We start from the raw sequence: 25029 nt of genomic DNA, 5'->3' as shown, positions 1-25029 counted from the left end.
GCATCAGGCGGCTTGGCAAGCCCGGTTCCGTGCAGGAACGGCGTTGAGAAACTGATCGATGCTGGCGGGCAGGACGCCGCGACGAGCAAGATGGCCGAGCACCATGTCCCACCAGAGATAAAAGGCCGTTCTGTCGCTTTCATCGCGCACATAGGGCGTATGTCCGGGCGCGAGCGTCGGCGAGTGGAAACTGAAGTTGAGAAGCCGCACCCCTTCTTCGATCAGGGCGTCGATGGCTGCGATGGCGTCCCGCGCGGGCACGCCCTCTGGCGTCAATGGCACCCGGCTGAGCGCTCGCCCGCGCGCCAGCGCGCCAGCGACCGGCTCCATGCGATGTGCCATCCGGTACAGTCGCTCGCCCCCGCCGCGCATCCATCCGACGAACGCGGTCGAGAGCGGCAATTCTACGAGAGAGCGGTTCGGCCCCGCCCAATAGGGAGACAGCGGCAGACCCTGAAAATCCGGTCCATGCTGATGGCTGTAGTCGAACCGGCTGCGCACGGAGCTGTCCAGCCGAAATCCTGCTTGTTCCAGCAGCCGGGCGCTATTTGGCCCGACGCCGTAGCGCCCCGCCCGATACGCCACCGGACGCTGGCCGAAGCGCGCGGCGATCCGGGCGGACAGCGCTTCCAGTTTGGCGCGCTCGACCGCCTCGGGCAGAAATCCCACATAGCTGTTGGCATCCGACACCTGTTCGACATGTGGCGGATTGACCCACGGGTGCAGATGCGCGCCGATATCCGCTTCGCCAGCGGCCATCCAGTTGCCCATCATGTCGGCGGCGGCGTCACTGTCCACGACCGGATAGTCGGTTACGTAAACGGGGCGCACGCCCGCCTGAGTGAAATAGCGCTGGCCGCGCGCCATCCCTTCCAAAGCGGTGACGCCATGGCCTGAACGGCTGAATGGCGCATTCCAGTCAAACTCTTCCTCGGTATCGACGAACAGCATGAAGCGGGTGCCAAAGCTGGGATCGAGCGCGATCATATCGTCGGGCGAAGGCGCGATCAGCAAATTGCCGTCATGGATGGGGGCGGTCATATCCCGATCCTAGGGCTTAATAGTTGCCATAGGGTTGCCCCGCACGCTCGCCCCATATTCAGGCGTGGCCCGCTGCGTCCCCGAATGTCTGGACGGCGGGGATCGCCAGCATGAAACGGTTAGTCTCGATATCCAGCGCACCCCCGGCGCCCGTCGCCAGACTGCGGATCAACCGCAAGGAAAAGCCGAGGCCCAGCAGCGGTCCATCGGCCCAGTCTCCTTCCGGTGTGTAGCCAGGGTCGAGCAGTTGGGTCTCCTCCATGCCGACAAGGCTGGCCGGACGGTCGATCGCCAGAATCACGCGCCCGTGGCTCCCGTCAGGCTGGAACCAGCAGGCACCGTTCAGCCCCTCTCCCGCCGCACACACCGACACCAGTGTCCGGACGAGATGCTGCACCATCCGCTCACCCTGCAACGGATCGATGCACACGGACGGGAGGTCCGGCGCGATCATGATGTCCATTGGCGCATGGCCGGGTTCGGCTTGCTGCTCAAACCGCGCGACCACATGCGTCACCAGCAGGGCGGGGTCGAGCGGGCGCGGGGTTCCGCCTTCATCGCCGCGCGACACGCGGGCCGCAAGGTCCAGATCATCGAAGGCGGTCAGCAAGTGGCGCGCGTCGGTCGCGATCCGGCCCGCCATGTCGCGATATTCCGGACCGGCTTCGCCGAACAATTGTTGCTCGATAATCTCCGCGAAGCCCAGAATAGCGTTGAGGGGCGTGCGCAATTCATGCACCAGTTGCCGTAGAGAGTCCGCCGAAAGGCCCGCGATACCGACAGATTCCGCAACAGGCGATACCGCTACTTCGTGAAGATGGGGACGACGCGCCTGCCCCCGATAGCCTTCGAACCGACCGGATCGCGGGTCGAAAAACGGGGTAGCCGATATCCGCCATTCCCCCGCCATCGCCCCGCCGACGATGGTGAATCGACCATTTTGAAAGCCGCTCCGGCGAGCGAAGGCGCCCGCGACATGGCCGTCCGGCCCGCTGCCACCGTCGATCGGCGCTTCGCCCAGCATCAGGCCGATCACCGCCGTTCGCGGCGCATCATCGACCCAGACGAATATTCCGGACGCATCGGTTTCGAAACTGAACGCGCGGGGCGCCGATGCGGCCGCCGAAACGGACGCGCTTTCCTTGTCCGGGATGCGCCGCTCGCTGGTGAATCGCTCGATCCTGTCGACCAGATTGCGGATCTGATTCTGGCCGGCGCCAACGGCTGGCTTTGCGGCAGCATTGGCATTGGCATTGACCAGACCGATCGTCGCAGCCTGCTCTTGTTCTGAATCCGCCACCGCCATGTCCGGCGTCAGCAGCATATCGTCGGCTGCATCGTCGGTTCGCGGTTCGAGAGTCAGCACCAGATCCGTGGCGCCGAACGCCTCCAGCGCCTGATAAACGCCCTGCCCCACATCGCGCCGACCGCGCAACACGCCGCGTGCCGTTGGCGTAAGATGGGCGAGCAGCTCGATCCAGAAACTGTCGGGCAATTGTGCCCGTGCGATCGCGGCCGCGGCGATGGAAGGCCGGTCATGTGCGAAAAATCGGACGAGTGACGGCGATTTCAGCTGCCGTCCCAGTTCGACGACTGTGGCGATCCGCTGCGTTTCGGACAATTTGGGTCGCAGATCGGCAAGCCGCTGAATCAGTCGCTGGCAATCCTGTGAAGGCAGCGAAGGGCGGTCATACCGGTCATGCTGGGCAAGCAGATCCACGCACTGCCGCCATAGTGTCACCGCACCCAGCCCACTTCGGTCTTCGGCCGCCAGCACCGTCTGCATAAGATCGTTAAAACGCACCCAAAGTCCCCATTGGCACTATCGCCGCCAATCCAGAAATTGCGCTACCCGACTTTCGCGCTGTCTATCGATAAGGCCTGCCGAGGCAAAGGGAAAGGGGCGCGGCTGCGATCTCGCGCCTACCGTCGCATAGTGGGACAATTGCATTGTCGTGAAACATTATTATAAGGCGGGCAGGCCAATGGAATAGGAAATAACCTAATAATGCCGGTGCCGAACATCGATGACATCGACCTGCAAATTTTGGGTGAGTTGCAGGATGACGGCCGGATGACCAATGTCGAACTGGCGCGCAAGGTCGGACTGACCGCGCCGCCCTGCTTGCGGCGTGTCCGGGCGCTCGAGGATGCCGGGGCCATCACATCCTATCATGCGGTCGTCGATCCGGCGATGCTCGGCTACACTATATCGGTCTTTGCGATGGTCAGCCTCAAAAGTCAGGCTGAAGATGACCTCAAGGCCTTTGAGGACCATATCGCAGCGCTGCCTGAAGTGCGCGAATGCCATATGCTGAACGGCGAGATCGACTTCATCCTGAAGGTCGTCGCGCGTGATCTGCAAAGCTTTCAGCAATTCCTGACATCGAAACTGACGCCAGCGCCCAATGTCGTCAGCGTCAAGACATCGCTGACCATCCGTACGTCGCGCGATTTGCCGGGCGTGCCGCTGCCCCGTGCGCCTTTAACCTGAGCCTCAGCCCGCGCCGTCCGGACGTTGGGACGATTGCTGCGCCACCTTGCGGCTTTGCTGCGCAACCCACACCGACCAGAAACCCGCGACAGTGGTCCATCGCCCATTGGCCGCCGCGAGAGCGGAACTGCTGCCCACCAGATCGCCCGATCGGGCCAGCGCCACACCGAGCCTGGCATTGGCATGGGCCGCATCGACACCGCCTTTCGCCAGTGCGAGGCGATAATATTCCGCAGCCTGCGGGAATTGCGCCAGCGAGAAATAATTGTCGGCGACATCCAGCGCGGGGCCGCCCTTGCTGGCGGCAGCGGCTTTCTTCGCCTGTGCCGGAAGCGTGGCAATTTCCTTGGTGGCCTTGGGCGTGACGGTTTTGAGCAACTGGCTCGTCACCGATTGCGTCGGCGTCAGCTTGCCGGCGGCGCGGCCCGCTTCGATGATCGCCTTGGCCTCGGCGCTGTAGCCTGATTTTTCGGCCAAGGTGGCATAGGCCTGATAGTCACGCTCGCTCGCCATGGCGCCGTTCGCGGCCTGAAGCCGATAGAGATCGAGCTGAATCTGCTTCTCCATGTCCGGCGCCGCCAACATGTTGACCAGCGCGGATCGCCATTCCGGCGCGGAAGAAAAATGCGCCAGCCTTTCGCGATACAGAGCACCTAATGCGTCCCAGTCTCCGGCCGAATAGGCCATGGAAATGGCCCGGTCATACCAGGCGACCGAGATCGGCTGACCCGCGCTGCGCTGGCTTGCCAGGGCCGCGTCCACCAGCGGGCGCGCTTCCCTGGGCTTGTTTTTGCGAATATAGGTATCGGCCGCGAGCAAGGTCGCATCGATATTGTCGTAGCCAAGCGTCCGGGCATAAGCGAGCTGGGCCAGCGTATCGTCGTAATTTCCAACCATATATGAAAACAGGGCGGCCAGATAACGCAGGCGGGGCGCTTCGGTGCGAGGCACGGCGCTGCTTTTGAACATATCGGTCAGCGCAATCCGCTGGGCCTGAATGTCGCGCCGCTGAGCCGCCAGTTGGAAACGGACCCCGGCGGCAGCGTAGACCTCAAAATCCGTCATCGGAGTCAGGGCCGCGACGGCGGTACGGGCCGAACCGATATCTCCCGCCTTGAGTGCCACCTGCGCCGCCGCCAAATTCGTCCGGAAACCATCCGACATTTCCGTGGAAGGAGTGCCGGATGCCTTTTTCGCTTCGACCGCAGGCGCCAGCATCACGACCGCGCCCATCATGAGCGATGCCGCAGCAGCCTTGCCAAAAGAAAAAGTGGATCGCATTCGCATGGCCAACGGCCCTCCCCCTGTCCGGCAGATGAAACCGCCGGCTTTTGCCTGTCAGTCTGGAAAAAAAACGCGCCGTCCGCACGAACGGCGCGTTTGTCGCGTTACGCTCCCTTGGTGGCGAGATAGCTTAGCCAGAGGTTCGCAATCTGCTTGCGCGCGCCGGCTTGCACCAGACCGAAAGCCGCCTTGGCTCCAGCGTTATCGCCTCCCAATGCCTTGGCGACGCCAAGCCTGGTATTCACCTCATCGGTGTCCACCCCACCCTTTTGGAGCGCGAGCGTGAACAGTTCCGCCGCCTTGGGGTAATTGCCATAGCCAAGCTGTGCGTCAGCGGTTGCCGCCGCGATCTTGCCCGTAGCGGCCTTGCGTGAATCAGATTCAGCCGCGCCGAGCGTGCTCTTGTCGCCTGCGATCTTGCCGACGGCCGCCTGATAGAAGTCGCCGCCCTGCGTGGCGTTCAGCACGCCCTTGCTGCGGCCAAGATCGATGGCGCTCTTCACTTCCCCGTAAATGCCGAGGCGCGACGCCGTTTCGGCATATTCGAGATAGTCCGCCGCGATGACCAGACCGCCCGACGCCGCCATCAGACGCAGCACGTCCAGATTTTCACGGGTGGAGATGTTCGGATTACCCTGCTGGAATATACGGATCAGCGTGCGCAGATTTTCGCCGGTAGGTTCCGCTTGATAGGCAAGGTTGGCCCATTCGCCCATATCCGGGGTCTTGGCAGCGGCGGCGCGCGAAACGCCGATCTTGTACCATTGCGCCGGAACAGGCTGGCCCGAAGCCTTCGACGCTGCGATCGCCGTCTTGAGCGCGGCCAGGCCATTTATGGTGTTGGTGCGACCCGGCTCGACGTTCATATTGCCGGTGCCCGCCTTGCCGAAATAAGCCTGAGCGATCGTCACATTGCTTGCGTCGGCCCGGTATCCCGCCTTGAGCGCAGTCTGCGCGCGCGCAAGCGCCGAGTCATAATTTTTCGAGAAGAGATCCGATTCCGCCACGATCTGCGAAAACTGGCCGAGCTGGCTGGGGGGCACGAGGCCCGTGTCCAGCATGGCGCGCAGTGCATCGCCCTGCAACCCCGGGTCCTTGGTGCCAATCGACAGGTTCAGCTTGACCGCATTGACCTGATAACGATCGTCCGGCGATTTCGCGATCGCTTCCGCTTCCGCGATGGATGCTTTGGCACTCGCGAAGTCGTTCTTGCCCATGGCTGCCTGAGCGGCCTGCAAAGGCTTTAGTACCTCGGGCGAGACCTTGAGCTTGGGGGCGTCGTCCGCCTTTTCCTTCTTGGCGGCGAATGCGGGCGCGGACATGGCGCCACTCGTGACGGCCAGAGCCAAAGCAAGCGCCACGGGGGTAACGAAACGCATCATCCAATCTCCTTCATGCGCCCTTTTGGCGACCATGTTGAGCACCGGTTAGGGGCCGGCGCGTGAATACGGTTTGAACAGCCTATATGCGCCGCATTCGTAACTGTCAGCCCCTCCGTTCGTTCCGGTGGGCGAACGATGATGGCGCGGCGATACTGTTTTGCCTCGCGCGAGCGAGCGCGCGCGTAGGCGCGAGGGGTGACAGACATGTTTCGCTCGGCTAGTGCGGCATCTGGAAACATTGTTCACCCGAAAAAAGAGAATCGCATTGACCGACGAGACCGCACTCGCCGACCCTTCGGATATCAGCCCCGTCAGCATCGTCGATGAGATGAAGGCGAGCTATCTCGACTATGCCATGTCGGTGATCGTGTCGCGCGCCCTGCCCGACGTGCGCGACGGCCTCAAGCCGGTTCACCGCCGCATTCTCTTCGCCGCGCAGGAAGCGGGCTTCGTCTACAACCGCCCCTACCGCAAGTCGGCCCGCCTGGTCGGTGAGGTGATGGGTAAATATCACCCGCATGGCGATAGTTCGATCTACGACGCCTTGGCGCGCATGACCCAGGACTGGTCGATGAGCGTGCCGCTGATCGACGGGCAGGGCAATTTTGGATCGATGGACCCCGATCCGCCAGCGGCGATGCGCTATACTGAAGCGCGACTTGCCAAGGTCGCCAATGCGCTGCTCGACGATCTCGACAAGAACACCGTCGATTTCACGCCCAACTATGATGCCTCGGAAAGCGAGCCGCAGGTCCTGCCCGCGCGCTTCCCCAACCTGCTCGTCAACGGGGCGGGGGGCATCGCGGTCGGCATGGCGACCAACATTCCGCCGCATAATCTGGGCGAAGTGCTGCGCGCCTGCCTCGCCTATATCGAAAATCCCGGCATCACGATCGATGAGCTGATCGCAATCGTCCCCGGCCCAGATTTCCCCACCGGCCCGCTGATTCTGGGGCAATCGGGCGCGCGCAGCGCCTATCATACCGGGCGCGGGTCAGTCATGATGCGGTCGCGCCATGTGATCGAGGAAGGACGCGGAGATCGTCAGTCGATCGTCCTGACCGCCATTCCCTATCAGGTCGGCAAGAACGGCCTGGTCGAAAAGATCGCCGAGGCCGCCAAGGACAAGCGGATCGAGGGCATCAGCGACATCCGTGACGAATCGAGCCGCGAAGGCGTGCGCATCGTCATGGATCTGAAGCGCGACGCTACGGCGGAGGTCGTGCTGAACCAGCTGTGGCGCAACACCCCCGCGCAGACGAGCTTCCCGGCCAATATGCTCGCCATTCGCGGCGGCCGGCCCGAACTGCTCAATCTGCGCGACATTATCGAAGCCTTCGTCAAATTCCGTGAGGAGGTCATTACCCGCCGCACTAAGTTCGAGCTGAACAAGGCGCGTGAACGGGCGCATATCTTGCTGGGCCTGGTCGTCGCGGTCACAAATCTCGATGAGATGGTGAAAATCATCCGGGGATCGTCCAGCCCGGCAGAAGCACGCGAAAAGCTTTTGGCGCGCGAATGGCCGATCGGCGAAATTGCGCCTTATATCCGGCTGGTCGAAGCGATCGACACCGAGATTTCGGGCGATGTCTACACGCTCTCGGACTTGCAGGTCCGCGCCATTCTCGACCTGCGCCTGCATCGCCTGACGGCGCTCGGCCGCGACGAGATCGGCAAGGAACTGGCGGAACTGGCCGAAGCTATCGCCGAATATCTGGCGATCCTGGGCGACCGGGTGAAGCTTTACGCCGTCATGCGCGAAGAGTTCGAGGCGATCGAGCGCGAATTCGCCAAGCCGCGCCGCTCGGAAATCACCGCCGCGGCCGATGGCATCGACGACGAGGACCTGATCGAGCGCGAGGAGATGGTCGTCACCGTCACGGTGCAGGGCTATATCAAGCGCACCCCGCTTGAAAGCTTCCGGGCGCAGGCGCGGGGCGGCAAGGGCCGTTCCGGCATGGCGACCAAGGATGAGGATGCGATCACCGAACTGTTCGTCACCTCCACCCATACGCCGGTGCTGTTCTTCTCGACTGCCGGCAAGGTCTATCGCCTGAAAGTGTGGCGCCTGCCCGAAGGTGGCCCGGCGACGCGGGGGCGGCCGATGATCAACCTGTTGCCGCTGGGTCCGGGCGAGACCATCCGCACGGTGTTGCCGCTGCCGGAGGATGAAGATAGCTGGAAAGACCTGCACGTCATGTTCGCGACCGCCAACGGGACGGTTCGTCGCAACAGCATGGACGCCTTCGCCAATGTGCCCAGCAACGGCAAGCTGGCCATGCGCTTCGATGAGGGCAGCGACGATCGCCTGATCGGCGTTGCGCTGCTGACGGAAGATGATGACGTTCTGCTAGCCACACGCCAGGGCAAGGCGATCCGCTTCGCTGCTACCGACGTGCGCGAGTTCCAGAGCCGCACCTCGACCGGCGTGCGCGGCATGACGCTCAAGGCCGATGACGAGGTGATTTCGCTGTCGATCCTCAAGGGCTTCGACGCCACGCCGGACGAACGCGAAGCCTATCTGCGGGCTGCGCCGTGGAAGGAAAATGAAATCGCGCCGACACTCGCGGCCGATCGCGTCGACCAGTTCGCCAGCGCGGAGCAGTTCATCCTGACCGTCTGCGCCAATGGCTATGGCAAGCTGTCGTCCGCTTATGATTATCGCCGGACGGGTCGCGGCGGTCAGGGCATCACCAATATCGACAATATCGGCCGCAATGGCCCGGTCGTCGGCAGCTTTCCGGTCGCGCATGAGGATCATCTGATGCTCGTCACCGATCAGGCGAAGCTGATTCGCATGGGGCTGAACTCGATGCGCGTCATCGGCCGCAATTCGGCGGGCGTTCGCCTGTTCAACGTCGCGGATAACGAGCATGTGGTGAGCGCCGCGCGGATTGAGGACAGCGACGAGGAACAGGAAGCGACGTCGGCGTGAACGAACTGTTCGCCTATAAAATCCTGACGGCTGCGCAGTTTGAGCAGTTGAAGGACGAAGGCTTCTTTCGCGGCGCGCCGGTCGACCTCACCGATGGCTATATCCATCTCTCCACCCGCGATCAGGCCGCGGAAACGGCGGCGAAGCATTTTGGCGGACAGGATCGCCTCGTCCTGGTGATGGTCGATCTTGCAGCGTTCGGCGACGCCATCCGGTGGGAGCCATCACGCGGCGGCGCGCTGTTCCCCCATCTCTATGGCGATCTTCCGCTCAGTGCCGTCGCTGGCAAAGTCGTGTTGCGCATCGGCGACGATGGCTTGCATCAATTCCCGGCGGGTTTCTGATCCACCGGCGCCATCCGCACCACGCGCCCGCGCCTGACCCAATAGTCCCATTCACCCCAGCGGATGCGGGATGAGGTGATCGCCATGATCTGCAATGTCAGGTGGCTCCATGTCACCGCGAAGGGCGCGGCGATATCCCACCAGAGTGACCGACGCACGATCCGCGCCTGATCCGGGTCGACAACGCCGGCAATGATCCGCAGCCGCAGCAGCGCCCGCCCCCACGCCGCCGCATAGCCGATGGCGACAGCCATCCACCCGCCCCAGCCGATCGCCCACCCCCACGCCGCCGCCTGCACCACCACGACCAGCGTCGCGAGCGACCACATAGCAGGGCTGTTCGACCAGATATGCCGATATTGCCGCACGCCAAAGCCCCATGCCGCGCGGCCATCCCCCTCCAGTGGACTGGCCACAAGCAGATCGCGCACTGGCCGCAGTCGCAGCTTCGCGCGCCACCCGGCGAGACCGATCGCCATGTCATCGGACAACCGCCCCGCCATCGCCTCCTCCAGATTCAGGCGATCGGCAGTGTGTCGAGTCAATGCCATCGCCCCGCCCCAGGGCATCGTCGCGCTGGGAAAACGCGGCAGGGTCGCGAGTTGCATTTCCACCGCGCCGATCAGCGTGTGAACCGGCGCGGCGCGTGGCATCAACAGGCGATAGCCGGTGACGATATCGGCTTTGTCGCGAACGAGCGGGAACAGCAGCCTTCCGACAAGACGCGTCGGCGGCTCGATATCGGCATCGATAAACAGGATATAGCGATCCTCGGGCCGTAGGGAGCGCAACGCCGCGCGCAGTTTGTGGACTTTCTGGCCCTCGTCCGCCGCGACCCCGGCGTGGATCACCTCTACCCAGTCGCTTTCACGCGCGGCCAGCGCCTCCGCTGCCGGGCAGCGTCCCGATGTCGCGATGCACAGGCGAAAGGGCGCGCTCTGCGCCTTCAACCGGGCCATTAGCGCCGGGTCGCCATCCCAGTCGTTGCGCACGGACAGCAGCATGACGACCCCTTCAGGCGCTTCGATCCGCGCGTTGCGGGGCAGATGCCGCAGATAATTGGCCACGCCGATCAGGCTCAGCCCTTGCAACAGCAGCCATAAAGTCAACATCATCGGCGCAGGTCCCTTGTCCGGGCTATTTACCGCGCCCCGCTCTGCTGTAAGACGCTGGGGCGATGCTCTCCAGCCCCTTTCTCTTTGCGCTGCTGCGCTTCCTGCCCGCCGCCCTCGCATCGTGGATCGGTGGCTGGCTTTCCGCCCATGTCGCCCGGCCGCGCATGAAGCTGCGCGACGCCCGCGCGCGCGCCAATCTCGCGATCCTGCGCCCCGATCTGTCCACGGCGGAACGCGAGGCGATATTGACGCGGCGCTGGTTCAATATCGGCCGGACGATGGGCGAACTCGCCAATATCGACCGGCTGGTGAACGAACGGCATGTGACGGTGGAGGATCGCGCCGGCTATCAGGCCGTGCTCGACGGGCCGGGACCGATGATCAGCCTGACGGTGCATACCGGCAACTGGGATCTGCTCGCTGCACATATCAAGGCATCGACCGACCGGCCGGGCCTCGGCATCTACGAGCCGCCCGAAAATCCCGCGCAGGCCGCGCTGCTCAAACGCGCGCGGCAAAGCTATATGGGGGAGGCGATCGGCGGCGAAGGTGCGGCGCGCGGCGTGTTGAAACATCTCACGCAAAAGGACCGGGCGACGCTCTATATCCTCCTGGACGAGCGGCGCGACGGGCAGGTCTGGTTCCCGACCTTCGGGCGCGACCTCGCGCCATCGGGCAATCTTTCGGTCGCGCTGCGGCTCGCGCGCAAGGTCGGCGCGACATTCCTGCCCTTCTATCTCGCGCGCACCAGCGGCCCGCACTTCGTCCTGCGCTGGCACGCGCCGCTCGACCCGCGCGAGATGGACGATGCGGAGATAGTGCGGCAACTCGACGCCTTCCTTGGGCCTGCCTGCATCGCCCATGCCGATCAGTGGCTGGCGTTGCATGACATGGATCTGACGCAGCCGGTCGCGCCGCAGATGTGACTTGCCGCGTGCAAGCGGCTAAAGCGCGTCCATGTCCCGAATCGCGATCAAAATCTGTGGTCTTTCGACCAGCGACAGCGTTGGCGCCACGATCCGGGCGGGGGCGAGCCATGTGGGGTTCGTCCATTTCCCCAAAAGTCCGCGCCATGTGGACGCCGATCAGATGCGCGCGCTCGCGGCGGGCGTTCCCGCGCATGTCGAGCGGGTCGCCGTGGTGGTCGATCCCGACGATGACATGCTCGCCGCGCTGACCGAGGGCGGAGCGGTCAGCGCGATCCAGCTTCATGGCAAGGAATCCCCTGATCGCGTCGCCGCCATTCGCCGGCGCTTTGGCCTGCCGCTATGGAAAGCGATTTCGGTCAAGACCCGCGCCGACATTCTGGCAGCGGACGCCTATGCCGGCACCGCCGACCGTCTGCTGTTCGACGCCAAGACGCCGGACGGCGCGGCGCTGCCGGGCGGCATGGGGCTGCGTTTCGACTGGACGCTGTTGCGGGGCCATGCCTTTCCCCTGCCCTGGGGCCTGTCTGGCGGCCTGTCGATCGACAATGTGGCTGAGGCGATCCGCGTGACCGGGGCGCCGCTGGTCGATATTTCCTCCGGCGTCGAAAGCGCGCCGGGCATCAAGGATGTGGACAAGATCATGGCCTTCTGCAAAGCGGTTGGGCCATGACGACGCTGGCTTTCCCCATTTCCGCACCTGCCGATCCCACCGGGAGTCGATGGCGCTGAACGCTTCCCCTTTTCGAAGCGACCGCCCATTACGCCCGAAGGACCTGAAACGATCATGACCGACACTGTCACTTTGCCCAACAGCCTGCGAAGCCAGCCCGATGCAGACGGCCATTTCGGCCCGTTCGGCGGACGCTACGTCGCCGAAACGCTGATGCCGCTGATCCTGGAGCTGGAGCGGGTCTATCGTGCGGCCAAGCTCGATCCGGCATTTACGGAGGAGTTTGAGCAGCTTCTCAAACAATATGTCGGCAGGCCCAACCCGCTTTATTATGCTGGCCGCCTGACCGATGCACTGCGCGCTGACGCCGCACCGGGCAAGGGCGCGAAAATCTACCTCAAGCGCGAGGAATTGAATCACACCGGCGCGCATAAGATCAACAATTGCATCGGTCAGGCGCTGCTCGCCCGCCGCATGGGCAAGAAGAAGGTGATCGCCGAAACGGGCGCGGGCCAGCATGGCGTGGCAACCGCGACCGTCGCCGCCCTGTTCGGCATGGAATGCAAGATCTTCATGGGCGCGAAGGATGTCGAGCGGCAGAAGCCGAACGTATTCCGCATGAAGCTGCTGGGCGCGGAGGTGATCCCGGTCACATCCGGATCGCAGACGCTCAAGGATTCGATGAACGACGCGCTGCGCCATTGGGTGTCCAACGTCCACGACACATTCTACATTATCGGCACCGCCGCTGGCCCGCATCCCTACCCCGAACTGGTCCGTGATTTTCAGTCGATCATCGGCAAGGAAATCCGCGCCCAGATCATGGAGGCCGAAGGCCGCCTGCCCGACATGCTGATCGCGCCAGTCGGCGGCGGCTCCAACGCCATCGGCATGTTCCATCCCTTCCTCGACGATCCGGAAGTCGCAATGATCGGCGTCGAGGCGGCGGGCGAAGGGCTGCAGGGCAAGCATGCGGCGAGCCTCGCCGGGGGCGCATCGGGCATATTGCACGGGAACCGCACCTATCTGCTTCAGGACGAGGACGGGCAGATTACGGAGGCGCACAGTATTTCCGCCGGTCTCGACTATCCCGGCATCGGCCCCGAACATAGCTGGCTGCACGAAATCGGCCGCGTCCGTTATATGCCGATCACCGACGATGAAGCGCTGGCGAGTTTTCAGCGACTCTCGGCACTGGAAGGCATCATCCCGGCGCTGGAGTCGGCCCACGCCGTTGCTGCCGCGGAGCAGATTGCGCCGACGCTGGACGCCGACAAGATATTGGTCATCAACCTGTCGGGACGAGGCGACAAGGACATCTTCACCGTTGCCGATGCTCTGGGAGTGGAAATGTGAGCAGCGACCGCCTCTCCGCCCGTTTCGACGCCTGCCGCGCACAGGGGCGCGCCGCGCTCATTACCTTCGTCACGGCGGGAGACCCCACACCTGCCGATTCACCAGCTATCCTTGATGCGCTGGTCGCGGGCGGGGCGGATATCATCGAACTTGGCATGCCCTTCACCGATCCGATGGCGGATGGGCAGGCGATTGAACTCGCCAATTTGCGCAGCCTGGGTTCGGGAACGAAAACGAAGGATATTTTCGCCATCGCCGCCGCTTTTCGCGACCGGCATCCCGCCGTGCCGCTGGTGTTGATGGGCTATGCCAATCCGATGCTGGTGCGCGGGTCCGACTGGTTCGCCGATCAGTGCAGGGCGGCGGGTGTCGATGGCGTGATCTGCGTCGATGTGCCGCCCGAGGAAGATCGTGAGATCGGCCCCGCCCTGCGCGCAGCCGGTGTTCATCTGATCCGGCTCGCGACTCCCACTACAGACGCCGCGCGACTGCCCGCCGTGTTGGAGGGCGCGAGCGGCTTCCTCTACCATGTGGCGGTAGCGGGCGTCACCGGGCGGCAACAGGCGGCAACGGCCGCGATCGAACTGGCCGTCGCCAAGCTGAAAGCAGCGACCAACCTGCCCGTCGCCGTGGGCTTTGGCGTGCGCTCGCCCGAACAGGCGGCTGCCATCGGCCGCAGCGCGGACGGCGTCGTCGTCGGCTCCGCCATTGTCGACATCATCGGCTCGCATGGCGATGCCGCCGCGCCTCTGGTGCAGGAATTCGTCGCGGCCCTGCGCGGGGCGCTCAATCAAAACAGCCCTCATTTTCGGGAGACCGCCGCATGAGCTGGATCAACCGCGTCCGCAACGCCATCCCCTTCATTGCCAAGAAGGAAGGCACGACCGAGACGCTTTGGCACAAATGCCCTGCCTGCCACGAAATGGTCTTCATCAAGGAGTGGGAAGAGAATCTTTCCGTCTGCCCGCAATGCGATCATCATGACCGGATCGGCCCGGCCGAACGGTTCGAGCAGATATTGGATGCTGGCTTCATCCTGCTGCCGACCCCGGTGGTGCAGGAAGACCCGCTCAAATTCCGCGATTCCAAGAAATATCCCGACCGCATCAAGGCGGCACGCCAGTCGACCGGCGATCAGGATGCGCTCATCAACGCGCGCGGAGCGATCGACGATGTGCCGCTGGTGCTGGGCGTTCAGAATTTCGCGTTCATGGGCGGCTCGATGGGCATGGGCGTGGGCGCGGCCTTCATTCAGGGCGTCAATGACGCGATCGCCCATCATTGCCCCTATGTCATCATGACGGCGGCGGGCGGCGCGCGCATGCAGGAGGGCATCCTGTCACTGATGCAGATGCCGCGCGCAACCGTGGCCATCCGCAAGCTCCACGATGCGGGCCTGCCCTATATCGTCGTGCTGACCGACCCGACCACCGGCGGCGTCACCGCCAGTTACGCGATGCTGGGCGATGTCCAGATTTCCGAGCCGAACGCACTCATCGGCTTTGCCGGCCAGCGCGTCATCGAAAGCACGATTCGCGAAAAGCTGCCCGAAGGGTTCCAGCGCGCCGAATATCTGCTGGATCATGGCATGATCGACATGGTCGTGCACCGGCGCGACCTGCGCGATACGCTGGCGCGGGTCATCGGCTATCTGACGCCGCGCGCCGTCGCCTGACGCCCGACCGGAAAACGCGCCATGCCCGACCATGCCGTGTCCGACGATCACGCGGTACAGGCGCAGCTTGACCGGCTGGCGACCCTGTCCCCCGGCGCGGACATATTGGGGCTGGAGCGGATAACCGCGCTGCTCGCCCGGCTTGGCGATCCGCACCGCGCCCTGCCGCCAGTATTCCATGTCGCTGGGACCAACGGCAAGGGATCGACCTGCGCCTTCCTGCGCGCCGCATTGGAGGCGGACGGCAAGACCGTTCATGTATTCACCTCGCCCCATCTGGTGCGTTTCAACGAACGGATCCGCGTGTCCGGCCAGTTGATCGCGGACGCCGCCCTGGCGCGCGCGCTCGAACGTGTGCTCGACGTCGCCGAAGGGATTGGCGCGAGCTTCTTCGAGGTGACGACAGCCGCCGCATTTCTCGCCTTCGCCGAACATCCGGCTGACGCATCGATCATCGAAGTGGGCCTCGGCGGTCGGCTGGACGCCACCAACGTCATTCCTAATCCCGTGGTGTGCGGGATCGCGCAACTGGGCATCGACCACCAGTCGTTCCTTGGCGATACGCTCCGCGAGATTGCGGGCGAGAAAGCGGGCATCGCCAAGGCGGGTGCGCCCCTCGTCACCCAACATTATCCCCCATCGCTCCATGGCGTGATGGCGCAGGCCGCCGCCACAGCGGGCACGGACTGGCTCGCCATGGGGGAAAGCTGGGATGCGGCCGGCTATCGCGGACGCCTGCACTATCGCGATGCCGCAGGCCGAATCGATACCCCGCTGCCGCGGCTGCCGGGCGCGCATCAATTGCAGAACGCCGCGCTCGCCTTTGCGATGCTGCGGCATCAGCACGCCGTGCCGGTTACGGAGGCGGCGCTCAAAGCCGCGCCGCTCTGGGCGCATTGGCCCGCCCGGCTCCAGCGGCTCGATCACGGACCACTACTGGCGCCACTGGCCGAGCGGACCGAAGTTTGGCTCGACGGTGGACATAATGCGAGCGCGGGGCAGGCGATCAGCAATTTCTTCGATGAAGCGCGGCTGGACGGGGAGCCACTGCATCTCGTCATCGGCATGCTCGCCAATAAGGATGTCGATGCCTTCCTTTCGCCCTTTGCCGGACGGATCGCGCATATCCACGCCTTGCCGGTGCCGGGACACGAGCATCATCCGCCAGAGCGATTCGCAACGACCGCTGCCCGCTGGGGCGTCGGCTATACGACCCATGCGACGCCCGAGGACGCGATCGCGGCCATCGCCACCCAGTCGCCGCCACCGCGTCACCTCCTGATCGGCGGCTCGCTCTATCTCGCGGGCGAAATTTTGCGGCTGAATGCACAAATTTCCGATTAATAGACTTGCGAATGCCTCGCAATAGCGTAACCTCCTTTCATCGATCCCGATGAGAGGCGAGAAAGCATGACGAACGGAGAGAGCTTACCCCAGGAACTGTCCCGCGAAATGCCGGGGGGCTATGGCAACCGCCTGTTCCTGTTCGTGATGCGCCGGATGGCGAGCGCGGGCGTGGACGATGCGCACGCCGCCAATGCACTCCTCGGCGCCTTCGGGCGAAGTTATCGGCGACCACTGGTGCTGATGCGGGCGATGATGCTGGAGTTCGCCCGCATGTCGAGCCGCAAGATACTGGTTGCGCCCTGCTGCTGTTCGCGCATGACCGCCGATGAAGCGCTGATGATGCGCGCGAGTGGCGAAGCGTTGCGCGATCCGCGCGTCGCCTATGACCATGTCAGCGTGCTGCTGGGCAACGACCATGCGCTGGGCGCGCTCACCTGCATGCAAGCGGTGGCGCAGGCCCATGCCGATCTGGGCCGCCCGCTTGATCTCTACGCGGGCTGATCGCCCTCCTGCGTCGCCGCCGTGCCGACACTTGCGTCGATCAGGCCCGCGCGCATCATCAGCCAGAATAGCAAGATGCCCGGCAAAGCGATGACGGTCGTCAGCAAGTAAAATTGCACATAGCCAAATCGCTCGATCATTGCGCCAGCGGTCGTGCCGGTCAGGAACCGGCCGACGATGCTGGCGGCGGCCGAAATGAGCGCATATTGCGCCGCCGTGAAGCGCAGGTCGCACAGGGCGGAGAAATAGGCGACCACGGTGACGCCGCCGATGCCGCTCGCGACATTCTCGAACCCGATTGCGCCCGCCATGCCCCAATTGCTATGGCCAGAGGCAGCCAGCGCCGCAAAACTGAGGTTGGAAATGCCCATGAGCAAAAGGCTGAGAAGGACGGACCGCTTCATGCCCATCCGGGCGTAAAGGATGCCGCCAATGAAGATGCCGATCAGATAGGCCCAGAAACCGATGCCGATATCGTAGATCGCGATCTCGTCATTGCTATAGCCCATGTCGTTGAAAAGCAGGCGGAACGTCAGATTGGCGAGCGTATCACCGATCTTGTGCAGCAAGATGAACAGCAGCACCAGAAATGCACCGCGACGCTGAAAAAATTCGGCGAGCGGCCCCACGATCGACTGCCACACTTCCCCCATGCCTTGTCGCGCCGACGGCTCCCGCCGCCGCTCCGGCTCGCCCAACATCAGTCCGGTCAGCATCGCCGGTAGAGCGAATAGCGCGCAGGCCATATAGGCGCTCGACCAACCGACCCGCGCCGCCAGCACCAGCGCCAGCCCGCCCGCCGCAACCGAACCAATTCGCCAGCCATATTGCGACATGCCTGAACCGACGCCGAGTTGTTCGGGCTTCAGCATTTCGATGCGATAGGCGTCGATCACGATATCGAGAGTCGCACCGGCAATCCCGACGAGGATCGCGGCATAGGCCGTCTGCAATAGGCCCGCTTTAGGATCGACCAGCGCCAGATTGACGACTGCGACCATCACAAGCGCGCCCGCCAGCACAAGCCAGGACACCCGCTGACCCAGCCGCCCGAGCAACGGCAGATGAACGCCGTCCACCACCCAGGCCCATAGAAATTTGAGATTGTAGACAAGGAACGCCAGCGTGAACGCCGTCACAGCCTTCTTGTCGATGCCATCCTGCGCGAGCCGCGTCGTCAGCGTCGCGCCGATCATCGCATAGGGAAATCCCGAGGATATGCCGAGGAAAAAGGCCGCAAGCGGCGCTTTTTCGACATAGGGCTTCACGGCATGCAGCCAGCCGGAGCGGCCCGTTACGGCGTCGGTCATTCTGCCCATTCCCCCGGTGGCGATTCAGGCGGCCACCATATGAGCAAACGCGGCGGTGACAAGCCGTCGTGCGGCGGATCAGCGGGCGTCGGCGAACAAATGGAAGCCGGCCGGAGCGCGGGGGCGGGCGCCGCCGCGCAACACGGCGTCGACCAGATTGATCGCGCCGACCAGATCGCGCGGGGCGTAGGGCTTGGACAGGCACCCCATCGCCAGATCGCGCGCATGGGCCGGGCAAGCGCCGGTCACGAACAGCACCGGCAGGCCATGTTGCCCGGCATGCCGGGCCAGGTCGATCCCGGTCTTTTCGCCATGCAAATGCACATCCGCAACGATCAGGTCCACTCCCCCCGTTTCGATAACGGCAACCGCATGGTCATAATCCTCGACCGTGGCGGCGATGCGAAAACCCGCCTGCTCCAGTGCATGTTCATTGTCGAAGGCGACCAATGGCTCATCTTCCACCACCAATATGCTGTGGATCGCCTTGCGCCCAGCCCCTCTCAACCGCCCGAAAAACATTTGCCGATCCGCCCTCTTTGCGCCATGCAACCGCTAAACGCCGTGCTCCCCTTTCCGGTTGCCCGGCGAGGACGCCGCTTTCCTCGCACGAGCGCGGTGGCGGCGCATTTCGGCCTGTTACTGGCACCCGCTGATATAGGGAGAGCCAGTCCCCACAAAAAGGAATTGCCCGTTGGAACCGCCAAAAAAATCAGGACCGCCTCGTCGGACCGGACCGGGCGGCCCGAAACGTCCGGGTGGCCCAGCTAGAGGTCCGGGATCGGGCAGCGCAAGACCCGGTGCCAGCGGGTTCCAGGCAGGAAAGGCCAGTGCAAAGACTGAGGGCGAAAGGTCGGAGCGGCAGGACGCGCGCGGTGGGAAGCCCGATCCGCGACGCCCCGGTGCGCCCCGGCCAGCGGCGGCAAATCCCGACAACGCCCGCCCTTATGTACGGAAACCCGCCTTCAGGAAGAAGGGGGTCGCGCCCGCCTCTCCGGCCAATCCGCATCCCGCACGCGCCGCGGCCAGCGCCGATGGCAAGGGCGAACCGCAGCGCATCGCCAAGCTGCTCGCCCGCGCTGGCGTCGCATCCCGCCGCGAGGTTGAACGGATGATCGAAGAAGGCCGCGTGACCCTGAACGGCGTCACCGTGGAAACCCCTGCCACCCTGCTCGCCTCGCTTTATGGCGTCGCCGTCGATGGCGTCGCTATCGACGCGCCCGCGCCGACGCGGCTTTTCCTGTTTCACAAACCTTCCGGCTATCTGACCGCCGAGCGCGATCCGCAGGGTCGCCCGACGATATACGATCGCTTGCCCGACGATCTGCCCCGCGTCATCCCCATCGGCCGGCTCGACATGACGACCGAGGGGCTGTTGCTGCTGACCACCGATGGTGGCTTCAAGCGGCAGATGGAACTGCCGTCGACCGGCATCCCGCGTACTTACCGCGCCCGCGCCTTTGGAGAGGTCAGCCAGCAGCAACTGGAGGATTTGTTCGACGGCATCGAGATTGACGGCATGCGCTATGGCCCGATTGAGGCCAATCTGGAGCGGCGCACCGGCCGCAACCAGTGGATCGAAATGACGCTGACCGAGGGCAAGAACCGGGAAGTTCGCCGCGTGCTCGAACATATGGGGCTTCAGGTCAATCGCCTGATCCGCACCAGCTATGGTCCGTTTCTGCTGGGCGATCTCGCCGCCGGAAAAGTGGAGGAGGTGCGCCCGCACGATCTCGACCAGTTCCGCGCCAGCCTGAAGGGCAAGTCGTGAGGATCATCGCCGGGCAGTGGCGCGGCCGTCCGCTCGTCGCGCCAAAGGGCGACGCCACCCGACCCACGGCCGATCGTACGCGCGAAACGCTGTTTTCGATGCTCGTCAGCCGACTTGGTTCGTTCGAGGGATTGTCGGTCGGCGACTTTTTCGCTGGATCGGGCGCGCTCGGATTGGAAGCGCTATCTAGGGGCGCTGCCTCCTGCCTGTTCGTGGAGCAGGACAAAGCGGCGATCGACGCGATCCGCACCAATGGCGATAAGCTGGGCATCCGACCGGACATCCGCGCGTCCAGCGTACTGTCACTCGGAAGCTGCCCCAAGCCGCTCGACCTTATCTTCATGGACCCGCCCTATGGCACGGGCGCAGGGGCGGTTGCTCTCGACAAACTGTCGCGCCTCGGCTGGACAGGACCGGCAAGCTGGATCAGCATCGAAACAGACTGCCGCGAGGACATCGTGGTCAAAGGCTTTGCAGTGGACGTCGTCCGGGACGTCGGCAAAGCGCGGCTGACGCTTTTGCGAACAGAATAATAAAGACGCGCCCTGCAACGCGAAGTGCTTTGCAGGGCGCACAAGATCAATGGCGGCGCGATTTCCGATGTGCTTCGCCGGGATTGATGCAGCTATCCTGAACAGTCTTGCTGCAAACCGGATAGTCTTTCGCCTCGGTCGGGGGCGGTGTCACATTGCCGCCAACAGTGACCGGATTGGCTGAACTGCCCACTGGAGCGGCAGGATCCTTGGCCGCGTCGGCAGGCGCGGGCATCATGCCGGTATCCGCCGGTACGGCTCCTGTAGGCTGCCCGGCATTGGGGTCCGCAGCCGCTGGTGCTGCTGGATTCGGCTGCATAGTTTCACCGGAGGGCGCTGGCGAAGTGCCCATTGGTGGCTGCGCGGCGGTTGCGGCTGCGGGGGCATCCTGCGCAACTGCGATGCCAGTCAGCCCGGCGGAAAATGTCAGCAGGGCAGCGCTAGCCAGCATGATGGATTTCATTGGAATATCCTTCCTTCTTTTATCGACCCGTTACATTCCGGTGGAATGCGGCGAATGCAGAACCGGCGGCATCCCGTAGCCGTTCCGCTCCGCACGACGAAACGTTGCCAGCGCGCCGTCAATCGAAGAAGGAAAAGCGATTCTCAGCCGGACGGATAGCGATCAAATTTCGGAAGTTCATGCACTCCAGCCATCCATGCTGGCGCTTCGGCCATTTGTATATGAGCCTGTGGCGGCAGAGCGGACGGGTGATCGAGCGTTCCTGTCTGAACATCGACCATATCGGGAAAAATCGCCTCGTTCCTGTAGAACAGGCCCGTCCCGCACGTGCCGCAAAACTGCCGGATCACATTATCCGACGATTGGAAACTCACTGGCGTGCCCGTGATCCTAAGCTGATCGTTGGAAAACAGCGCCCAGCCCACCATCGGGTGCGCCTGCGCTTCTGCGGCAATCCGAACAATGACAGAGCGTGCTATGGACGGGATCGCCCTCCGCCACATAATGGATGGCGCCGCACCGGCATCGACCCGAGACCATGATCTTCCTCCTTGCGTGATTCTCTTTTTGTTCTCATAGAAATGACTTCACGGCAAGCGCGACGGCCTTGCCCCCGTCCCTGCCCCTTCCTAGTTGTTCAGCAATGACCCGTGACACGCCCCCCGCCGACGAACCATCCTATCTCCGGGGGCTGAACGCGCCTCAACGGGATGCTGTGCTGACGACCGAGGGGCCGGTGCTCGTGCTCGCCGGTGCCGGCACGGGCAAGACGGCGGCACTTACGGCCCGCCTCGCCCATCTGGTCGCGACACGGCGTGCCTATCCGTCCGAGATTCTGGCCGTCACCTTCACCAACAAAGCGGCGCGGGAAATGCGCGAACGTGTGGGGCGAATGATCGGCCCTGCGGTCGAGGGCATGCCATGGCTTGGCACGTTTCACGCCATCGCCGCAAAGATGCTGCGCCGCCATGCCGAACTGGTCGGCCTGCACTCAAATTTCACGATCCTCGACACCGACGATCAGTTGCGCCTGATGAAGCAATTGATCCAGGCGGAGGGCATCGACGAAAAGCGCTGGCCAGCGCGGCAACTGGGGGGCCTGATCGACCAGTGGAAGAATAAGGGTCTGACTCCACAGGAGATCGGCGCGGGCGAAAGCGAAGGCTATGCCAATGGCAAGGGGCAGAAGCTCTACGCAGCCTATCAGGCGCGACTGCGCGAGGTGAATGCCTGCGATTTCGGCGACTTGTTGCTGCATGTTCTCACGATATTAAAGCAGCATCGCGACGTGCTGGAACAGTATCAGCAGCGCTTCCGCTACATCATGGTCGACGAATATCAGGACACCAACTCCAGCCAGTATCTCTGGTTGCGCCTGCTCGCGCAGACCCGGAAGAATATCTGCTGCGTCGGCGACGACGACCAGTCGATCTATAGCTGGCGAGGGGCTGAGGTCGCCAACATCCTGCGGTTCGAGAAGGATTTTCCGGGTGCCACGATCGTGCGGCTGGAGCAGAATTATCGATCGACCCCCCATATATTAGGCGCCGCATCGGGCGTGATCGCCGTAAATGGCGGACGGCTTGGCAAGTCGCTGTGGACCGAGATTGACGTCGGCGAGAAAGTGCGCGTGCTCGGCGTATGGGACGGGCCGGAGGAAGCGCGCCGCGTCAGCGAGGAGATCGAAGCGATCCAGCGCAAGGGCGGATCGCTGGACGATATCGCCATTCTCGTCCGCGCGCAGCACCAGACCCGCGAGTTCGAGGACCGCTTCATCCAGATCGGCTTGCCCTATCGCATCATCGGCGGCTTCCGCTTCTACGAGCGGGCCGAAATCCGCGATGCGCTTGCCTATCTGCGGCTGGTGAATCAGCCCGCCGACGATTTGGCATTCGAACGTATCGTCAATGTCCCGAAGCGAGGTCTTGGCGACAAGGCCGTGGAAAAGCTGCATCGGCTCGCCCGCGCGGAAGGCATTCCGCTGGCGCTGGCCGCCGCGCGCATCCTCGATACGGACGAGTTGACCCCGCAAGCCCGCCGGGCGCTAGGTGCTTTCATCGGCGATCTCGCGCGCTGGCGCGACCGGGCGGGCCAGTTGCTGCACGCCGAACTCGCCCGGCAGATACTGGACGAAAGCGGCTATACCGCCATGCTTCAGGCCGATCGCACCACCGAAAGCGCGGGGCGGCTGGAAAACCTGTCCGAACTGGCGCGCGCCATGGAAGAATATGACACGCTGGGCGCATTCCTGGAGCATGTCAGCCTCGTCATGGACAATGAAGCGCAGCAGGACGAGCGCAAGATCACGATCATGACGATCCACGCCGCCAAGGGGCTGGAATTCGGTACGGTATTCCTCGCTGGCTGGGAGGAAGGCATATTCCCGTCACAGCGCGCGCTGGACGAAGGCGGCCTCAACAGTCTGGAGGAAGAACGGCGGCTCGCCTATGTCGCGATCACCCGCGCGCGGCGCACCTGCATCATCCTGCACGCCGCCAATCGACGCATTTATGGTCAGTGGACCAGTTCCATCCCGTCGCGCTTCGTTGGTGAATTGCCGCCCGAGCATGTAGAGGAGGAAAGCAGCATGACGGGGGGCGCGTCGCTGTGGCGCGCCAACTGGTCGGAACGGGCCGACCCCTTCGCCGATGTGCAGCGCGGCGACGGGCGCGGTCCGGGCTGGCAGCGCGCCAAACAATCCGGCCAGTTCAGCCGCGATCCCGTTCGCATCGTGGAGGCGCGGGCATCGGCGGTATCGCTCGGCAATAAGGGCCGCGACGATATGAGCGTGGGCCTGCGCGTCTTTCACCAGAAATTCGGTTATGGCCAGGTGGCGGAGATCGAAGGCAACAAGCTGGAGATCGATTTCGAAACCGCCGGACGCAAGCGGGTCATGGACAGTTTCGTGTCGGTGCCGGACTGAGGCGTGCTGCTTAAGGGTCGCTTTCCCCTCCGGCCGCGGTAAAGACGCGCCATGCCTTATCGACTTTTCAAACCGCTGCTGGCCGGCGCGCGTCCTGTTGAACGGATCGTCGGCGCGGTGGGCGCTATAATCTGCATTGCGCTCACCATAGTCGTTTGCGCCGAACTGCCGCTGGCGGCGATGGATTTGCCGATTATCGTCGCCCCGCTCGGTGCGTCGGCAGTGTTGATCTTTGCCGTGCCATCCAGCCCACTGGCGCAGCCCTGGTCGGTCGTGGGCGGAAATATGATTTCCACGCTCGTCGGTGTGGCCGCCTTCCAGTTCGTGCCGTCGCCGGCGATCGCGGCGGGGCTGGCCGTGGGCGGCGCGATCCTGCTGATGTCGCTATGCCGCTGCCTTCATCCGCCGGGAGGGGCTGCGGCGCTTACCGCCGTGATCGGCAGTCAGGGCATTCATGCCGCCGGTTATGCCTTCGCCTTCGCGCCGGTCGGGATCAATTCCATCGCGCTCGTGTCACTCGGCATGTTCTTCCACCAGATGACGGGCCGCTCTTACCCGCATCGGCCACACATCGACCCGGCTCCAATGGAAAAGGTTCAGCAAGCGCCGGGCTTCCATGCGCAGGATATCGACGCCGCGCTGGCGGATATGCACGAAAGTTTCGACATCAGCCGGGAGGATCTCGACCTGCTGCTGTCGCGCGCAGAACTCCACGCCATGAAAAGGGGCGCGGGGCCAGTATGAAACATCACCGAACAGCGATTTCAGGGGACGATTGGTGGAGCCTAGCGGGATCGAACCGCTGACCTCCTGCATGCCATGCAGGCGCTCTCCCAGCTGAGCTAAGGCCCCGTGATTGCGGCAATGCCGCCTGCCGTCCGCAGACAGCCCATATGTCGAAATTGGTGGAGCCTAGCGGGATCGAACCGCTGACCTCCTGCATGCCATGCAGGCGC

General features: G+C 63.8%; 22 protein-coding genes, 1 tRNA gene and 1 pseudogene. 14 read left to right on the top strand and 10 right to left on the bottom strand.

What is annotated here, in order from left to right:
• Positions 1 to 3: 3 nt before the first annotated feature.
• Together ACODSN_RS09530 and ACODSN_RS09525 are read right to left on the bottom strand one after the other, a co-directional pair.
• Positions 4 to 1041, bottom strand: a complete 1038-nt coding sequence (locus ACODSN_RS09530) for a polysaccharide deacetylase family protein (RefSeq protein WP_489054916.1) — start codon at positions 1039 to 1041, stop codon at positions 4 to 6.
• A 58-nt stretch (positions 1042 to 1099) separates the two neighbouring features.
• The gene (locus tag ACODSN_RS09525; RefSeq protein WP_489054914.1) at positions 1100 to 2845 is read right to left on the bottom strand and encodes a sensor histidine kinase; all 1746 of its coding nucleotides are present in this window, start codon (positions 2843 to 2845) and stop codon (positions 1100 to 1102) included.
• A 204-nt stretch (positions 2846 to 3049) separates the two neighbouring features.
• Between ACODSN_RS09525 and ACODSN_RS09520 the strand changes: the two genes are divergently transcribed.
• Positions 3050 to 3535: an Lrp/AsnC family transcriptional regulator gene (locus ACODSN_RS09520; RefSeq protein WP_489054912.1), complete on the top strand. Its 486-nt coding sequence runs from the start codon at positions 3050 to 3052 to the stop codon at positions 3533 to 3535.
• A 3-nt stretch (positions 3536 to 3538) separates the two neighbouring features.
• On the opposite strand, the gene ACODSN_RS09515 is transcribed toward ACODSN_RS09520, so the two are convergent.
• On the bottom strand, positions 3539 to 4822 hold the full coding sequence (locus tag ACODSN_RS09515; RefSeq protein WP_489054911.1) for a hypothetical protein: 1284 nt from the start codon (positions 4820 to 4822) through the stop codon (positions 3539 to 3541).
• Positions 4823 to 4923: 101 nt separating this feature from the next.
• On the bottom strand, positions 4924 to 6198 hold the full coding sequence (locus ACODSN_RS09510) for a hypothetical protein (protein ID WP_489055087.1): 1275 nt from the start codon (positions 6196 to 6198) through the stop codon (positions 4924 to 4926).
• Between the two features lie 268 nt (positions 6199 to 6466).
• Between ACODSN_RS09510 and gyrA the strand changes: the two genes are divergently transcribed.
• Positions 6467 to 9136 (top strand): DNA gyrase subunit A, encoded by a 2670-nt coding sequence (gene gyrA / locus ACODSN_RS09505; protein WP_489054910.1) that lies wholly within the window; start codon positions 6467 to 6469, stop codon positions 9134 to 9136.
• Positions 9133 to 9480, top strand: a complete 348-nt coding sequence (locus ACODSN_RS09500) for a DUF952 domain-containing protein (RefSeq protein WP_489054908.1) — start codon at positions 9133 to 9135, stop codon at positions 9478 to 9480. Before gyrA ends, ACODSN_RS09500 begins: the two co-directional genes overlap by 4 nt.
• Here ACODSN_RS09500 and ACODSN_RS09495 read toward each other — a convergent pair.
• On the bottom strand, positions 9459 to 10592 hold the full coding sequence (locus tag ACODSN_RS09495) for a glycosyltransferase family protein (protein ID WP_489055086.1): 1134 nt from the start codon (positions 10590 to 10592) through the stop codon (positions 9459 to 9461). The genes ACODSN_RS09500 and ACODSN_RS09495 overlap by 22 nt on opposite strands.
• A gap of 65 nt (positions 10593 to 10657) precedes the next feature.
• Between ACODSN_RS09495 and ACODSN_RS09490 the strand changes: the two genes are divergently transcribed.
• The 7 genes from ACODSN_RS09490 (at position 10658) to ACODSN_RS09460 (ending at position 17073) form a co-directional block, all read left to right on the top strand.
• Complete coding sequence (locus ACODSN_RS09490; RefSeq protein WP_489054906.1) at positions 10658 to 11521, top strand: lysophospholipid acyltransferase family protein; 864 nt, start codon at positions 10658 to 10660, stop codon at positions 11519 to 11521.
• Positions 11522 to 11552: 31 nt separating this feature from the next.
• Complete coding sequence (locus ACODSN_RS09485; protein ID WP_489054904.1) at positions 11553 to 12194, top strand: phosphoribosylanthranilate isomerase; 642 nt, start codon at positions 11553 to 11555, stop codon at positions 12192 to 12194.
• A gap of 114 nt (positions 12195 to 12308) precedes the next feature.
• Positions 12309 to 13550 carry a tryptophan synthase subunit beta gene (trpB, locus tag ACODSN_RS09480; RefSeq protein ID WP_489054903.1) on the top strand — a complete coding sequence of 414 codons (1242 nt, stop codon included), beginning with the start codon at positions 12309 to 12311 and terminating at the stop codon, positions 13548 to 13550.
• Positions 13547 to 14377, top strand: a complete 831-nt coding sequence (trpA, locus tag ACODSN_RS09475; protein ID WP_489054902.1) for a tryptophan synthase subunit alpha — start codon at positions 13547 to 13549, stop codon at positions 14375 to 14377. The genes trpB and trpA overlap by 4 nt, the downstream gene beginning before the upstream one ends.
• Positions 14374 to 15225 (top strand): acetyl-CoA carboxylase, carboxyltransferase subunit beta, encoded by an 852-nt coding sequence (gene accD, locus ACODSN_RS09470; protein ID WP_489054900.1) that lies wholly within the window; start codon positions 14374 to 14376, stop codon positions 15223 to 15225. The genes trpA and accD overlap by 4 nt, the downstream gene beginning before the upstream one ends.
• A gap of 21 nt (positions 15226 to 15246) precedes the next feature.
• Positions 15247 to 16569: a bifunctional folylpolyglutamate synthase/dihydrofolate synthase gene (locus tag ACODSN_RS09465; RefSeq protein ID WP_489054898.1), complete on the top strand. Its 1323-nt coding sequence runs from the start codon at positions 15247 to 15249 to the stop codon at positions 16567 to 16569.
• Positions 16570 to 16635: 66 nt separating this feature from the next.
• Positions 16636 to 17073 carry a DUF6628 family protein gene (locus ACODSN_RS09460; RefSeq protein WP_489054896.1) on the top strand — a complete coding sequence of 146 codons (438 nt, stop codon included), beginning with the start codon at positions 16636 to 16638 and terminating at the stop codon, positions 17071 to 17073.
• On the opposite strand, the gene ACODSN_RS09455 is transcribed toward ACODSN_RS09460, so the two are convergent.
• Entirely contained in the window at positions 17061 to 18383 is a 1323-nt protein-coding gene (locus ACODSN_RS09455; protein ID WP_489054894.1) for an AmpG family muropeptide MFS transporter, read from the bottom strand. The genes ACODSN_RS09460 and ACODSN_RS09455 overlap by 13 nt on opposite strands.
• A 78-nt stretch (positions 18384 to 18461) precedes the next feature.
• A complete protein-coding gene (locus ACODSN_RS09450; RefSeq protein ID WP_489054893.1) occupies positions 18462 to 18905 on the bottom strand; it encodes a response regulator in 444 nt (147 codons plus the stop codon).
• 172 nt (positions 18906 to 19077) lie between these two features.
• Between ACODSN_RS09450 and ACODSN_RS09445 the strand changes: the two genes are divergently transcribed.
• Together ACODSN_RS09445 and rsmD are read left to right on the top strand one after the other, a co-directional pair.
• On the top strand, positions 19078 to 20154 hold the full coding sequence (locus ACODSN_RS09445; protein WP_489054891.1) for a pseudouridine synthase: 1077 nt from the start codon (positions 19078 to 19080) through the stop codon (positions 20152 to 20154).
• Positions 20151 to 20687: a 16S rRNA (guanine(966)-N(2))-methyltransferase RsmD gene (rsmD, locus tag ACODSN_RS09440; protein WP_489054889.1), complete on the top strand. Its 537-nt coding sequence runs from the start codon at positions 20151 to 20153 to the stop codon at positions 20685 to 20687. Before ACODSN_RS09445 ends, rsmD begins: the two co-directional genes overlap by 4 nt.
• Positions 20688 to 20733: 46 nt before the next feature.
• Here the strand turns inward: rsmD and ACODSN_RS09435 are convergent, their stop codons facing one another.
• The gene (locus ACODSN_RS09435) at positions 20734 to 21150 is read right to left on the bottom strand and encodes a Fe-S oxidoreductase (protein WP_489054888.1); all 417 of its coding nucleotides are present in this window, start codon (positions 21148 to 21150) and stop codon (positions 20734 to 20736) included.
• Positions 21151 to 21293: 143 nt separating this feature from the next.
• Positions 21294 to 21690, bottom strand: a pseudogene (locus tag ACODSN_RS09430) (GFA family protein).
• 103 nt (positions 21691 to 21793) lie between these two features.
• On the opposite strand from ACODSN_RS09430, the gene ACODSN_RS09425 reads away from it, so the two are divergent.
• Together ACODSN_RS09425 and ACODSN_RS09420 are read left to right on the top strand one after the other, a co-directional pair.
• The gene (locus ACODSN_RS09425; RefSeq protein WP_489054886.1) at positions 21794 to 24073 is read left to right on the top strand and encodes an ATP-dependent helicase; all 2280 of its coding nucleotides are present in this window, start codon (positions 21794 to 21796) and stop codon (positions 24071 to 24073) included.
• A 51-nt stretch (positions 24074 to 24124) separates the two neighbouring features.
• Positions 24125 to 24817 (top strand): HPP family protein, encoded by a 693-nt coding sequence (locus ACODSN_RS09420; RefSeq protein ID WP_489054884.1) that lies wholly within the window; start codon positions 24125 to 24127, stop codon positions 24815 to 24817.
• Between the two features lie 32 nt (positions 24818 to 24849).
• Here the strand turns inward: ACODSN_RS09420 and ACODSN_RS09415 are convergent.
• Positions 24850 to 24925 (bottom strand) — tRNA-Ala (locus ACODSN_RS09415).
• Positions 24926 to 25029 lie beyond the last annotated feature (104 nt).

It is taken from the genome of Sphingobium sp. FG11 (genome assembly GCF_057809915.1).
Note: the sequence above shows the minus strand (reverse complement) of the source record. Positions and strands in the feature narration are given on the sequence as shown.

Excerpts from the sequence above, each read along its gene's own strand:
- ACODSN_RS09530 (WP_489054916.1), bottom strand. The coding sequence starts at position 1,041 with ATGACCGCCCCCATCCATGACGGCAATTTGCTGATCGCGCCTTCGCCC.
- ACODSN_RS09520 (WP_489054912.1), top strand. The coding sequence starts at position 3,050 with ATGCCGGTGCCGAACATCGATGACATCGACCTGCAAATTTTGGGTGAG.
- ACODSN_RS09515 (WP_489054911.1), bottom strand. The coding sequence starts at position 4,822 with ATGCGAATGCGATCCACTTTTTCTTTTGGCAAGGCTGCTGCGGCATCG.
- ACODSN_RS09510 (WP_489055087.1), bottom strand. The coding sequence starts at position 6,198 with ATGCGTTTCGTTACCCCCGTGGCGCTTGCTTTGGCTCTGGCCGTCACG.
- ACODSN_RS09495 (WP_489055086.1), bottom strand. The coding sequence starts at position 10,592 with ATGTTGACTTTATGGCTGCTGTTGCAAGGGCTGAGCCTGATCGGCGTG.
- ACODSN_RS09490 (WP_489054906.1), top strand. The coding sequence starts at position 10,658 with ATGCTCTCCAGCCCCTTTCTCTTTGCGCTGCTGCGCTTCCTGCCCGCC.
- ACODSN_RS09485 (WP_489054904.1), top strand. The coding sequence starts at position 11,553 with ATGTCCCGAATCGCGATCAAAATCTGTGGTCTTTCGACCAGCGACAGC.
- trpB (WP_489054903.1), top strand. The coding sequence starts at position 12,309 with ATGACCGACACTGTCACTTTGCCCAACAGCCTGCGAAGCCAGCCCGAT.
- accD (WP_489054900.1), top strand. The coding sequence starts at position 14,374 with ATGAGCTGGATCAACCGCGTCCGCAACGCCATCCCCTTCATTGCCAAG.
- ACODSN_RS09465 (WP_489054898.1), top strand. The coding sequence starts at position 15,247 with ATGCCCGACCATGCCGTGTCCGACGATCACGCGGTACAGGCGCAGCTT.
- ACODSN_RS09460 (WP_489054896.1), top strand. The coding sequence starts at position 16,636 with ATGACGAACGGAGAGAGCTTACCCCAGGAACTGTCCCGCGAAATGCCG.
- ACODSN_RS09455 (WP_489054894.1), bottom strand. The coding sequence starts at position 18,383 with ATGACCGACGCCGTAACGGGCCGCTCCGGCTGGCTGCATGCCGTGAAG.
- ACODSN_RS09450 (WP_489054893.1), bottom strand. The coding sequence starts at position 18,905 with ATGTTTTTCGGGCGGTTGAGAGGGGCTGGGCGCAAGGCGATCCACAGC.
- ACODSN_RS09435 (WP_489054888.1), bottom strand. The coding sequence starts at position 21,150 with ATGAAATCCATCATGCTGGCTAGCGCTGCCCTGCTGACATTTTCCGCC.
- ACODSN_RS09425 (WP_489054886.1), top strand. The coding sequence starts at position 21,794 with ATGACCCGTGACACGCCCCCCGCCGACGAACCATCCTATCTCCGGGGG.
- ACODSN_RS09420 (WP_489054884.1), top strand. The coding sequence starts at position 24,125 with ATGCCTTATCGACTTTTCAAACCGCTGCTGGCCGGCGCGCGTCCTGTT.